The following is a 14,273-nucleotide window of genomic DNA, read 5'->3' as shown; positions in this document are numbered from 1 at the left end:
TTATTTATTTCTTAAACCAAGCATTTTTTTTTTTTTTTTGCAAAAGGCTAATTTTAAAGTAATAAAAATTAAGATTTTAGCGTTAAAAAACCCGTATTTACGGGTATTTTTCATATTTATATTCACTAAACAGTAAATTCTTATCATCAAACCGGGAAACTCAACTGTTTTGACAAATTATTAGTCTTATTTGTAAAAAATACTGTAAATTACAGCGTTTTTTTTAATTTTTACTTTTTTTCCTAAAGATTTTATTTTTGAGTTTTTTTGAAATTCAAGGCTGAACATGATCATAAAGAGAGACAATAAAAATTCCAATGGGGCCGACAAAAATAAAAATATCTGCAAAATTAAATGTCCCACTTGACCTTACAAATGGCAGAAAAAGCAAGTCTTTTACATGATTATCATCCAAAATTCGGTCAATTTCATTGCCTCAATTCCCACCTAATAATATGGCCATAAAAATTGTTAGGGAATATTTTTTTGAAAAGGGAATCAAAATCAAAAGTAACAAACTTAATAAAAAAGCAAAAATATGAATACCTGTAAAACCAATAATATTATTAATGCCCGAAGTTACACCTTGATGCAAAAGCGGACGAAAACCAATAAAACCTCATGAAATTATTTTGACAAACCCTTTATCGGTTGATTCTCTATACTCATCATAGGTAAAAATTAAATTTTTTGTTAGTTGATCAATTAATAGAGTAACCAGAATAACCAAAAAAGCAATCAAAATGTTAATTAATAAGCGTTTTTTGCCGATTTTAATATATTTTGAATTAATATATTTGATAACGAGGTTAATTTTTGTTTTCATTCAAAACCTCAAAACAACGGTCACAAACATCCTGAATTTTTTCAAAATGGTTTCAACATCTTGGACATTTAGGTCAATTAAGATTATAAATGCTTATTTTGTCCTTAAATTCGACTTTTGCAACCATTAATAATTTCACAAGATCAAGTGATTTTAGAAAATTTGAGGAATTAGAATCTAAAACAATAGCAATTTCATTTGAGCGATTTATTTCTTTTGATTGAATTTTTTGCTCAATTAGTTGATAAACAGAGTTTTTGACATCAAAAAATTCAGTTCATTTTTCATCTAATTTTGGATCAAAATTAGACTTTTTAAAGAAATTTTCCAGGTGGATTGATGTTTGCTTTTCACTTTTTTGAACAAATTGATAAATTTCTTCGGCTGTTGTTGGCATAATTGGCGCGATTGCAATATTTAAAACCAATAAAAGTTCATAAAAAATGTATTGAATTGAGCGTCTTTTTACTGAATTTTTTGAATCAGCATACAAAATATCTTTGACAATAGATAGATAAAAATTAGAAAATTCAATTATAAAATTATTAATTATTTTTACAACACGAACAAAGCGATATTCATCATAATACTGAATTATTTCGTTTTTTAGCTTTTGAATTTTATTATATATAAATAGGTCAACTTCTTCTAATTCATATTGTTTTGGTTCAAAATCTGCTAAATTTGTAATTAAAAATCGAACTGTGTTGCGAATTTTACGGTAAATTTCAACATTTTGCTCAAAAATTGACTCTGAATAAACAATGTCATTATAATATTCGCTATTTGCAACTCAAAGTCGAAAAATATCACAACCATACTTATTCAAAATTACAAGCGGATCAACTCCATTTCCTCTTGATTTTGACATTTTGTTTCCTTTTGAATCAACGACAAAACCGTGAGACAATAATTTTTTATAAGGTGAAAAACCAAAATATATCACCGAATTTATTAAAGATGAGTTAAATCAGCCGCGATATTGATCAGATCCTTCTAAATAAATATCAAAAGGAGGCTTTTCATTGTTAATATTTGCGGCCAAAAAACTAACACCTGAATCAAATCAGACATCCAAAATATCGTTTTCTTTTGTTCAGCCTAAATTTTGATACTTAGGAGGTAAAAGTTCGTCAGCTGTTTTTTGATATCAGATTGAAGAGCCAAATTCTTGAACTTGTGAAATTATATGGTCAAAAATTTCTGGCTTATCTAAGACGGGATTTTTATTTTTATCATAAAAAATAATTAACGGTATTCCTCAACTTCTCTGGCGCGAAATTAGTCAGTCTTTTCTGTCAATTATCATTTTTGTTAAGCGGTTTTTGAGTCATTTTTCAGGAAATTCAATTTCATTTATCGCTGTTTCAAGCTCTTTTTTAATTTTTTCAACAGAAACAAATCACTGAGGTGTACCACGATAAATTACGGGCTTTAATGTTCGCCAATCGTGAGGAAATGAGTGAGTGATAAAATTTAATTTTAAAAGTGATTGTTTTTCTTTGAGATATTCGGTTATTGATTTATTTGCCGAATCATAAAATTGACCAGAAAATTGTCCTGCTTTTTCATTAAATTTTCCATCATCTTCAACATGCATAACCATTTCAAGGTCATTTTCTCGACCAATCCAGTAGTCATCTTCACCAAAAAGCGGCGCAAGATGAACAAGACCCGAACCAGCATCCAAAGTAACATGGTGACCTGAAACTATAGGGCAAACTTTGTCAAAAATAGGGTGAAAATACTCGATATTTATAAGGTTTTTTCCTAAAAATGCGTCAATAATTTCATAAGAATTTCACTCAAAACTTGAGGTTAATGTTTGTAATAATTTTTCTGCTAAAATGTAAAAATTTGATCCAACTTTTACTCTAACATAGTCAAAATTTAGACCAACAGCAACTCCTGAATTTGCAATTAGTGTTCAAGGAGTTGTTGTTCAAATAATGATTTTATCGCCGCTTTTTACAAAATTGTTGCCATTTTTAACATCAAAAGCAACAAAAATTGAGGGAGAACGGTGATTTAGATATTCAATTTCGGCCTCAGCTAGGGCACTTTGACTTGAAGGAGATCAATAAATTGGCTTTAAAGCACGATAAATTAGACCTTTTTCGGCGATTTTTTTAAATAATTTTAGTTGCTTTGCTTCATAATGCGGGTCATTTGTTTGATAAATTTGGCTAAAATCTGTTAATAAATTCAATTTTTCAAACTGTTTTTTTTGAACTAAAATTTGTGAATTAGCAAAATCATTGGCTTTTTGGCGAATTTCTAATGTCGATTTTGTCTCAATTTGGTTAATAATTTTATTTTCAATTGGAAGACCGTGAGTATCTCAACCTGGGACAAAAGGTGAATAAAAACCAGACATTGATTTATATCGAACTATTATATCTTTTAAAACTTTATTAAGAGCATGGCCAATATGAATGTCACCGTTTGCATAAGGAGGTCCGTCATGAAGAATAAATCTTGGATTATTAATATTTTTTTTTAAAAGTTTTTGGTAAATGTCTTCATTTTTTCAAAATTCAGTAAAAAATTTGTCCTTTTGAGGCAAATTAGCTTTCATTGAGAAATCTGTGGAAAATATATTGAGCGAATTTTTATAGAAATTTTTATCCATTGTTTATTCCTTTTCAATCTTTTCAAGAATTAAATTTATGTCAATTTCACTTATTTCTTGAAGTTTAGTCTTTAAAATCTTACTAGAATTTGCTTGATTTTGTTCAATAAAATTTGGTAAATTTTCGTTATTTTTATTAGCTGTTAAAAATAATTTATAATTTTTTTTAGGATTAGGGTCAAAATTGATAAATTTTTGGATTGGAACAACCTTTAAAGTGGTGTCAAAATCGAAAACTTGCAAATTTTCACTATAAATTTCGACACTTTTTGGAATTATAGAAAAATCAAGTTTTGAATCAAAGCTTTTTGGAGCAATTGTTCTGTTACCAAAATGAAGTTTTTCTGATGCAATTTTTTCAAAACGCGAATAATTATCAATAACTGCGATTTCCTCAGAAGAATTAATTAAAACAGATGCAACAATTTTTTCATTTTTTTGAAGTTTTAAAATTTTTACACCTGAAGAAATACGACCATAAATTGGAACATCTGAAGCACTTATTTTTAGTGCGCGATTGTGTGACGTGATTAAAACGATGTTTTTTAATTTATTTTCTAAAAAAATGCTAATTAATTCATCACCTTCTTTGGGTTTAAAGCAATTTATCATATTATTTGGTCTAATTTTTGCTATTTCTTTTAGTTGCATTCTTTTTGCATAACCAAATTTAGTTATAAAAAGCAAAAAATAATTAGAATCTAGGTCATCAAGAAAAAAAGAATTAATTAATTCGTGATCATTTTTAAGGCCAAGAGAAATTTTTAAGTTATTGGGGTTATTTTTTAATGTTAATTCTTCAAGTTGATGAGCTAACAACATCCCAACATCACCTTTATTTGTTAAAAAAAGTCCTTTTTGACGTTGATTAATTTTACCTTGAAAAACAAAAAAATCTTCTGAAGGTAACTGAATTTTTTCAATTTCCTCGACTGCATGATTTTTTATGTTCATTTTTTTAAAAAGGCCACTCTTAGAAACTCAAAAATAAAACTGTTCATCCTTAATTAAATCTTGATGGTTGATTTTTACTTGCAATTCTTTGTCAACTATTTTAGTTTTTCGTGGAGAACCATAAATCTTAGCAAAATTTTCAAGCATAGAAATTAAATGAAGATCAAATTCTTCCTTATTTTCAATAAGTTTTTGAAATTCTTCAATGTTTTGGGCTAAAGTTTTTGATTCATTTAAAAATGACTGCTGTTCAATTTTAGATAATCTATACAAACGCATCGAAGCAATTGCTTCAGCTTGAACTTCGGTAAAATTTAAATATTTAACTAAATCAGCAATTACGCCCGCTTTTGAATTATCAGATTTACGAATAATTTCAATTACTTCATTAGTTATATCGGCAACTTTTAAAAAACCTTCTATAATTTCAAGCCTTTTTTTGCTTTTAAAAAGTTCATAATTAAATTCACCTAGTTTAACTTTTCTTAAATGCTCAAGAAAATAAGCAATCATTTCTTTAATTGATAGTAATTTTGGTGAATTATTACAAATTGCTACCGAATTATAGGAATAATAAATTTGCATATCTGTTTTTTGCAACAAATAATTAAGAATTAATTCGGCGTTTGCATCTTTTTCAAGTTCAACAAAAATAAGCACGCCGTTCTGATCAGATTGGTCAATAACCTCTTTAATTCCGCTAATTTTTTCTTCAAATCGAATTGTATCGATTTGTTGAATCAAGTTAGCCTTTGAAATTCCAAAAGGAACAGAGGAAATTTCGATCACTTTTTGCTTGTTTTTTTCAGAAATTTTGTATGATGATGAGATTTGAATTTTTCCTTTTCCGGTTTCAAAAGCATCTAAAATTCCGGCTTTTCCATAAACTATTCCGCCAGTGGGAAAATCAGGGCCTAAAATAACTTTTGAAATTTGGGCGTTTGTAATTAAAGGATTTTTGATCATTAAAATTACAGCTTGGATAACTTCAACTAAATTATGAGGAGGTATTTCGGTAGCAAAACCACTTGCAATTCCGATTGCCCCGTTAATTAACAAGTTAGGAAAAATTGCTGGTAAAACCGTGGGCTCTTTTTCACTATCATCAAAATTAGGATAGAAATTTACGACATTTTTTGATAATAATTCAAGTAAATGTTCACTAATTTGGGCTAGTCTAACTTCGGTATACCTCATTGCAGCGGGGGGGTCATCATCAATTGAGCCTTTATTTCCGTGCATTTCTACAAGTGGAATGTTAATTTTTCACTCTTGAGACAGCCGAACTAGTGCATCATAAATCGATGAATCTCCGTGAGGGTGAAATTTACCGATTACATCTCCGACAACTCTGGCTGATTTTTTGTAATTTTTAGTATTTTTTAGGCCTAGCTGCCACATTGAATAAAGAATTCTTCTCTGAACAGGTTTTAGTCCATCGCGAACATCGGGAATTGCTCTGTTTTGAATTATATATTTTGAGTAGCGCGTAAATTTTTCAGCCAAAATTTGATCTAACTTGGAGTTAATGATTAAATCGAAATTTTTACTCATAGACTGGCTCCTTTAAATTGTCAATAAAACTATCTTCAAGTGAAAAGTCAACATTTTCTTGAATTCAATTTTTACGCAAATCAGCTCTTTCTCCCATTAAAATGCGGAAATTTTCCTCAACTTTTTCAAGGTCTTCGATAAAAACTTTTTCTAAAATTCGTTTTTCAGGATCCATTGTTGTCTGTCAAAGTTGGGACGCATTCATTTCGCCAAGACCTTTATAACGTTGAATTTGAGCATTAGGATGTTTTTTTACATATTCATGGAATTCTTTTTCTTCTCAAATATAAATGTCTTTCTTATTTTTTTCACTAATTCGGTACAAAGGCGGTTGAGCAATATAGACAAAACCATTTTCAATTAAAGGACGCATGTGATAAAACAAGAAGGTCAAAATTAAAATTTGAATGTGAGCGCCGTCGTTATCAGCATCGGTCATAATAATGATTTTGCCATAATTTAAGTTTTTAAGGTTAAAATTCTGACCAATTCCAGTTCCTAAAGCGCTAATAATGGCAATAATTTCTTCATTTTTTAAAACTTCGATCAGTCTAGTTTTTTGTGAATTTACAATTTTACCTTTGAGTGGTAAAATTGCTTGAAATTCACGATTTCGCGCAAGTTTTGCTGAACCACCAGCTGACTCACCTTCGACTAAAAAAAGCTCACGATTCATAGCTTTTTTTGAATTAGCAGGAGTTAATTTTCCTGATAAAATCCGTTTTTCTTTGGCCACTGACTTAGAAATTTTTGTTTCTGTTAGACTTAATTTTAACTTTTCTTTTTGCTGATAAACATTTAGTAAAAAAGTAATAATTTTTTGAGCAGTTTCTTTATTTTGAATAAAAAAGGACATTAAATTTCTAAAAACGACCTCTTCTGTGACTGTTTTTGCCAAGACTGTTGCTAATTTATTTTTAGTTTGACCGACAAATTCCAAAATTGGTTCAGGAATTCGCAGCGATAAAATTAAGGAAAGACCAACTTTTACATCATTAAAGTCAAAAATTTGCTTATTTTTCAGCAAATTATTTTGTTGACCATAAGTATTAATCGCTTTTACAATTCCAGCTTTTAGACCATTTTCATGACTTCCGCCCAAATTTGTTTTTACGTTATTAACAAATGAGATAATATTTTCCTGTTGAGAATCAACATACTGAAATGCAAATTCTACTATGATTTCTTGACTTTTTTCTTTAAAAGCGATAATTTTGTCATGAATTTTTTGGCTGTCTTTGTTTAAAAATTCAACAAAATTTTCAATTCCTTTGCTAAATTGAAAAGTTTTTTCAATACCGTTTTTTAGATCAACAAACTCAATTTTTAAATTTTTAACTAAAAAGCAAGTTTCCTGCAACCTTGAAATTATCATTTCAGGATCATATTCCTTGTGCGAAAAAAATGAAAAATCAGGCAAAAATATTATTTTTGTGCCACTAATTTTGCTAGGTCCTAATTCTTGGGTTCTATTTTCAATTTTTCCACCGTTAATAAAAGATGTATAAAACGATTTTTGGTTACGAGAAACAAAAACTTCCATTTTTTTAGATAATGCATTCACGACTGATGAGCCAACTCCGTGGAGTCCGCCGGCTGTTTTATAAATTTCATCAGAAAATTTAGCTCCTGAATGAAGTTCTGTAAAAACTAATTCAACACCAGTTTTACCGGTCTTTTTATGAATTTCAGTTGGAATTCCGCGACCATTGTCACTAATTTCAACTGAATTATCAAGATTTATTACCACTTTAATTTCATTTGCAAAACCAGCAATTACTTCATCAACTGCATTATCAAAAATTTCTCAGATTAATTGATGAAGTCCGTTAATGTCTGTAGAACCTATGTACATTCCAGGTCGTTTTTTTACAGCTTCAAGCCCTTTTAAAAGTTTAAGTTTCTCAACTGAATAAGTCATATAAGCCTTTCTGGGTTTTATACTAAGAATTTTATACAAAAATAAAATAATAATTGAAATTTTAAAGTAAACTAGTAAGAAAGTGGTAAAATTTACTATAAAAAAAATTTTAGTCAATTTTTTTAAAAAAATTAGACTAATGAAATGAGGAATAAAATGAAAAAAATTGCAATTAACGGCTTTGGAAGAATCGGTAGATTAGCACTTCGCCAACTTCTAGATCTTAAAGATGAAAATTTAGAGGTTGTTGCAATTAATGATCTGACTGATGCATCTGTTTTAGCTCACCTTTTAAAATACGACTCTGCCCAAGGAAGATTTTCTGGAACTGTTAGCGTTTTAAAAGAAGAAGACAAGAATTATCTTGTAATTAATGACAAAAAAATTCACGTTTTTTCAGAAAAAGACCCTGAAATGTTACCTTGAGGACAACTAGAAATTGATTTAGTTCTTGAATGTACAGGGCGTTATGCATCAAAAGCTGGGGCTACTTTACACCTTAATGCTGGTGCAAAAAAAGTTCTAGTTTCTGCTCCTGCTGGAAATGATGTAAAAACTATAGTTCACAATGTAAACTGCCACACTGTTGATGAAAATGATAAAATTTTATCTTCTGCATCATGTACAACAAATGCGCTTGCTCCACTTGTAAATGCGCTTGAAAAAGAATTTGGAATAAGCCATGGATTTATGACAACAGTTCATGCTTATACTGCCGACCAAAGAATTCAAGATGCTCCACATAAAGATCTAAGAAGAGCGCGTGCTGCCGCTGTTAACTTAGTACCTTCTTCAACTGGTGCTGCAAAAGCAATTGGTCTTGTTGTGCCATCCTTAACTGGGAAATTAGACGGAATTGCAATAAGAGTGCCGGTAATTACAGGTTCTTTTGTTGACTTAAGTGTTGAATTAAAATCATCACCTTCTATTGAAGAACTTAATAAAGCAATTAAAAAATATGAAAGCGAATCCTTTTATTATTGCGACGAACCTATTGTTTCTAGCGACATTATCGGGGACACACATGGTTCAATTTTTGATGCAACCTTAACAAAATTTGTTGAAGTTGATGGTAAAAGATTATACAAACTATACACTTGATACGACAATGAATCTTCATTTGTTGCACAATTCGTTAGAGTTATCAGATACTTTATTCAAAAATAGATAATTATTTTACTTTAATCAATTCAAAAAGTGTCCGGTTTTTGGGCACTTTTTTAACTTTTTGGCAAAAGTTAATTACCTATTTTAAAACACTGGCAAAAGTCAATTTATCATAAAACAGCAAAAATCACAAAAAAATACAACTATTATTTAAACTCAATGTAAATAGAAAGCTCATTTTTACTTACATTGAGCCTAAAAAAACATATGAAGTTTTGAAAGAACAATAACTAAAAGCCCTAAATTTGTAGATTTCTAAACGGTCAAATTTAAGGCATTCCATCATATTTAAAAATATAGTGGATAATTCGCATTTTCTGATTTTTTTATGACAAAAACATAATTAATTCCCCCTTAATTCAATATTAAAATTTATTAATTCATTCTTAAGTGATGTTTATTATAACACAATTTTATTTTAAACCAAACATTTTTTTTTTTTTTTTGCAAAAGGTTAAATTTAAAATAATAAAAATTAAGATTTAAGGATTAAAAACCCGGATTTGCCGGTATTTTTGCATATTTATATTCACTAAAAAGTGAATTTTTGCCATCAAACCAGGAAGTTCAGGAAAATAGATAATCATTTTATTTCCAATAATTAAAAAAGGCAAATTTTCATTTGCCTTTTTTTATAGAGTTTTATTATAGAAATTTTTTAGAGATTAGAGATTAGAGATTAGAGATTAGAATTTTTTATAGATTTTTTTATTGAGAACGACGAGAGATTATAATGAATTTTGTTATTCACAAAAATAAAATATAACTTATAAATTATAACAACGAAAGGAGATTTTACATATGCATGAACATATACATAATGATTTTGTAATTCACAAAAATAAAAGGAAAAACTAAAAACGAATGTAAACACACATAATAAATTTTGGTTTTACACAAAAATAAAATTTAGCATATAAATAAAAATTTAGAAAGGAGGTTACAAAACATGATTTTAGAAAAAATAAACTTTAACGTATAAAAAAATTTACAAAGGAGTTTACTAAAAATGCTTTTACACAAAACCAAAAAAGAAGAAATTGAAAATATAAATAGAAAGGACGTTCCAAAAATGATTTTACAAAAAAATAAATAAAAATTAAGAAAGGAGTTTACTAAACACTGATGAAAACATAAAAAAATAATTTAATAAATAAATGTTAGACACGCAATTTATAAATAAAAAACAAAAATAAGGAGGCAATAAAGATAAACTATTTTTTAATGTATCATGCTTTAAAAGAAATAGAAAACGAAAACGAAGGGTTTTGGCGGGCCAGACAGGATTTGAACCTGCGCGGGATTTCACTCCCCTAACGCGTTAGCAGTGCGTCCTCTTCAGCCTCTTGAGTACTGGCCCATATTTTTATAATTATATCATAAAATATTATATAATAAAATAAAAAAAATAAAAGGCAGAAAAATGAAAATTTTAGGTATTGAAACCTCTCATGATGATGCATCTGTTGCTCTTTTATGTGATGAAAAAGTTGAAATAATTTTAACAATTAGCCAAATTGAATTCCACCAAAAGTTTGGTGGAACAATTCCAGAACTTGCTGCTCGCGAACATTCGCGAAATTTAGCAATAATTTTAGAGAAATTATTGCAAAAACGTGTTGATTTTTCCACGGTTGATGCTATTGCCTACACAAATAATCCAGGATTATTGGGTGCTTTGAAAATAGGATTTTTATTTGCAAGTGCATTAAGTCTTTATTTTAATAAGCCTTTAATTCCAGTTAACCACCTTTTAGGACATTTTTGGTCGGCAAATATTGAGGATGAAATTGTTTTTCCAGCACTTTCGCTCTTAATTTCCGGAGGTCATAGTCAATGAATTTTGGCTAAAAACGAGAGTGAACTTGAAATTATTGGCTCAACAGCGGATGATGCTCTGGGCGAAATTTATGATAAAATCGGTAGAAATTTAGGCTTAGTGTTGCCTGGTGGACCAAAAATTGACCAAATTTGACAGCAAAATCGGCAAAATATTGGTGAACTAATCAATTTCAGTTTGCCAAAAAGGCTTGCAAATCCTTTGGATTTTTCTTTTAGCGGACTAAAAACTCAAGTCATAAATTTTACTAACCAAATGAAGCAAAAAAATAAACTTGATTTAAAAAATGTCGAAAAAATCGCTGTTTCTTTTCAGGAAACAATAATAAAATATTTAAAAAGACAGCTTGATTCTGTTTTAAATGACAATGAAAATATAAAAACCTTAAGTTTAGTTGGCGGCGTTGCAGCAAATTCTGGAATTAGAGCATTATTTAAAGAATATGAAAAAAATTATAAAATTGTTATCCCAAAAAGGGAATTTTGTACCGATAATGGGGCTATGATCGCAAAAGCTGCGCAAATCGAGCTAAAAATTAAATCGCAAAAACAAAAATTAGAATCCCGGTAGCGACAATTGCTCAAAAAGATAAAGCATAAAAAAAGATATGACTGTCTTGTTTTTTCAGTTTGTAATTCAAAATTAAGTTTTCTTGCATCGTATTTTGAATTTCTTTGTAACGGTCAACTCTTTTTTCACCTACTCAAACAGTCAAAATTCCAATCGCTGATAATAAATAAGGTAGAAATCAAGTATAAATTCTGTTTGTAAAGTTAAAAATATCTAAATTTAAAGAGTTTGCTTCATCAAAAAAGCTTTTGAAAATTAATTTTGTTATTAAATCAGCCGAACCAACGCCACCTGGAGAAGGTGAGAGGTTGTTTGAAATTTGTAAAAGCGTAAATCCTGATATAAATTTGAGATAATCGTGAAAATTGATGTTACTTAGATCTAAACCTTGTTCTTTTAAAGTGATAATTAAAATTACAAAAGAGAAATTTATGAAAAAAACTGGTAATTTATAAAGTAAAAGTATTTTTGCCAACAGTTTTTTATTAGACAAAACTTCCATAAAATGGTTTTTGAAATTATCAATTAAAAATTGAAAACGGTATTCTAATCGTTGTCTGTCCTCAATTTTTTTTAAAAAATTGAGATTTAAAAGTGAAACAAATAATTTAATTAACAAATATTGCAATTTTTTTCAAACAGAAATAATTATAATTATTAATAAAACTAGAACGTTTAAGAAAATATTGACAACAAGTCAAGCAAAGAAAATGATTTTTTCCCAAGAGTCTAAAATAAAAAGGTCACGATAGTAAATAAAACCAACTGGAATTAAAATCAAACTGACAAATAAATTAAAAACCTGATGAATTAGGGCATTATATGTCAAGGTTGCGCTGATATTTTTCAGTGGATATTTCTTTTTTTGCAAATATCAATAGTAACTTATTTCGCCACCAAATGAAAATGGTGTAGAAAATTGCATAAAAGTGGCGATAAAAGTGGCGATAAAAAGGTGTCTAAATCTCGTTTTTACCTTTTGATATTTAAAAATCCGCCGTAATTGCAAGGTTGAGGTTAAATTTCAAAATAAAAAATGAGCAATTGCACCAAGAAGAACTAATCTATTTACCCGAGATTTGAAAAAAAACTCATAAAATTTAACAAAAATTTTTGTAGGCGAGCCGTCTGCAAAGCTAGAGTTGTAGAAATTATAAAATAAAATAATTAAAATTACGATAATAGTTGTTATAAAAATCCCAAATTTAAGAAAATTCTTCGTTTTGTTGTTTTTTGATGATACTAGATTTTTATTTGCAAGTTTAATTTTGTCAATAAGAAGGTTTTCCAAAAAAACGGCTTCTTTTTCGGTGTGATTTTTTGACAAAAAATTTGTGTAGAGTGTTAATTCTTCTTTTGGTTTAAAGTAAATTAGTGTGTAAAAATCGTTATTTTGTAAGTTAACTTTTAATTTTATCGAATGTTTTCCTGAATCTGAATTTGAAATGTTGTATCCTTGTGGGCGAAATTGAGCGTCACTTTCATTTACAAGCAAGTTTACAATTTTATCAAAAGTTGACGGAGTTGCTTTCATTCGGTACTTATATTGAAAAACAAAATTCAACTCATTTTTCATCTTTTGAATAATTTCAAATATATTTAAATTATTTTGTGTGTAAAATTCAAAAATTTTCACATACCAGAGAATAGAAAATTTAGTACTAATTCCGTATTTAATTGAATTTTCAGAAACTTTAGGAACAAAATGAACGCTTTTTGATGTTATAACAACAACTTCATCGTCAGTTTTTTCTCGAATTTTAAGTAATTCAGTTTCTGAATTCTCATTATATTCACAAAATTTTGTGATTTTAGCACCGAATTTCTGCTCAATAAACTCAGAAATGTAGTTATTAGCTTGATGACTTATCAGAAAATATTTCCCATTTTTTCAATTTCTTTCAAGAAAATCAAGCACTAACAGCTGAAAATCATTATCTTTTATAATATTAAAGTTAAGTTTTTTACGAACTGCAGTTATAATTTTGTTTTTTTTGACTCAAAAAATTACATTTGTCATAAATTTAGCACTTGTTGTGATCTTTTTTCAAATTATTGAATTATCGCTAACTTGTCTTGTAATTTTTTCAATCGGAAAACTCTTTTTTATTGGTAAAAATTTACTTTTTTCAGTATCAAAATGATCTTTTAAAAAATTAGTTAAAAAGGTTGACTCTGAATCATAAAACTGGTAAAAATTTGCTAATTTGTAGAAATCTAAGTCAAAATAACTGTAAAATTTCAAAATATGGTCTGAATTAATATGAAATTTTGGCGTTAAATAAATTTGTGAACTTCTATAAAAAAATGGTTTTTGCTCAGTTTTGTTGATTTTTTTTTCTTCTTCAGCCGTCAAAAGTGTTAAGTTTTTTTTATAAAAGGTTAAAACTGTTAGATTTAAATTTTTATTTGACAAATTAACTTCAATATTTATGAAAAAATCAAAGTCATTATTTATAAAATAATGACGCGCTAAACTTTGGGAATATCCAAATTTTTCTTCAAAAATTAAAATTTCTTTGTTAGGATCAGAGGCTAAAGCATTGTAAAAAATTGATGCAAAAGCTATTCCAAAATTGTTGGAACTACTATTGATTAAAATTTTCTGATAGTTTTTTTCCTTAACAAGATCAGAAATAGTTGATGCTAAACTAAAAATATAGTTTTCATTTATTGAATTAGGTTTATTACCAACAAAGCCGATAATTTTAGAATTGCTTAATTCAAGTGGAGAGTCATAATTAAAAAAAATCAACTTTTGGTCTTCTAGGTTAACATCGCGATTAATTGCTAAATATTTCATAAAATT

7 protein-coding genes and 1 tRNA gene are annotated in these 14,273 nt (G+C 28.3%); 2 read left to right on the top strand and 6 right to left on the bottom strand.

Annotated elements, in window-relative coordinates; all coding sequences use genetic code 4:
* Positions 1-223: 223 nt before the first annotated feature.
* Genes V3255_RS00230 through V3255_RS00215 form a run of 4 tightly spaced genes read right to left on the bottom strand, consistent with a single transcriptional unit; the run spans position 224 to position 7,887 of the window.
* Complete coding sequence (locus tag V3255_RS00230; protein WP_333503720.1) at positions 224-826, bottom strand: signal peptidase II; 603 nt, start codon at positions 824-826, stop codon at positions 224-226.
* Positions 810-3,458 carry an isoleucine--tRNA ligase gene (gene ileS / locus V3255_RS00225; protein WP_337903060.1) on the bottom strand — a complete coding sequence of 883 codons (2,649 nt, stop codon included), beginning with the start codon at positions 3,456-3,458 and terminating at the stop codon, positions 810-812. The genes V3255_RS00230 and ileS overlap by 17 nt, the downstream gene beginning before the upstream one ends.
* Before the next feature lie 3 nt (positions 3,459-3,461).
* Entirely contained in the window at positions 3,462-5,966 is a 2,505-nt protein-coding gene (locus tag V3255_RS00220) for a DNA topoisomerase (ATP-hydrolyzing) (protein WP_333503719.1), read from the bottom strand.
* Positions 5,959-7,887 (bottom strand): type IIA DNA topoisomerase subunit B, encoded by a 1,929-nt coding sequence (locus V3255_RS00215; RefSeq protein WP_333503718.1) that lies wholly within the window; start codon positions 7,885-7,887, stop codon positions 5,959-5,961. Before V3255_RS00215 ends, V3255_RS00220 begins: the two co-directional genes overlap by 8 nt.
* Before the next feature lie 156 nt (positions 7,888-8,043).
* Here V3255_RS00215 and gap point away from each other — a divergent pair, with 156 nt between their 5' ends.
* A complete protein-coding gene (gene gap, locus V3255_RS00210; protein WP_333503717.1) occupies positions 8,044-9,054 on the top strand; it encodes a type I glyceraldehyde-3-phosphate dehydrogenase in 1,011 nt (336 codons plus the stop codon).
* A 1,269-nt stretch (positions 9,055-10,323) separates the two neighbouring features.
* Here the strand turns inward: gap and V3255_RS00205 are convergent.
* A tRNA-Ser gene (locus V3255_RS00205) sits at positions 10,324-10,414 on the bottom strand.
* A gap of 63 nt (positions 10,415-10,477) precedes the next feature.
* On the opposite strand from V3255_RS00205, the gene tsaD reads away from it, so the two are divergent.
* On the top strand, positions 10,478-11,464 hold the full coding sequence (gene tsaD / locus V3255_RS00200) for a tRNA (adenosine(37)-N6)-threonylcarbamoyltransferase complex transferase subunit TsaD (protein ID WP_333503716.1): 987 nt from the start codon (positions 10,478-10,480) through the stop codon (positions 11,462-11,464).
* Here the strand turns inward: tsaD and V3255_RS00195 are convergent.
* The gene (locus tag V3255_RS00195; protein WP_337903059.1) at positions 11,430-14,267 is read right to left on the bottom strand and encodes a lysylphosphatidylglycerol synthase transmembrane domain-containing protein; all 2,838 of its coding nucleotides are present in this window, start codon (positions 14,265-14,267) and stop codon (positions 11,430-11,432) included. The genes tsaD and V3255_RS00195 overlap by 35 nt on opposite strands.
* Positions 14,268-14,273 lie beyond the last annotated feature (6 nt).

It is taken from the genome of Mesomycoplasma ovipneumoniae (assembly GCF_038095975.1).
Classification (GTDB): domain Bacteria; phylum Bacillota_I; class Bacilli_A; order Mycoplasmatales; family Metamycoplasmataceae; genus Mesomycoplasma; species Mesomycoplasma ovipneumoniae_C.
The sequence above is the reverse complement of the archived record's forward strand: the minus strand, read 5'-3'. Positions and strand labels throughout refer to the sequence as shown.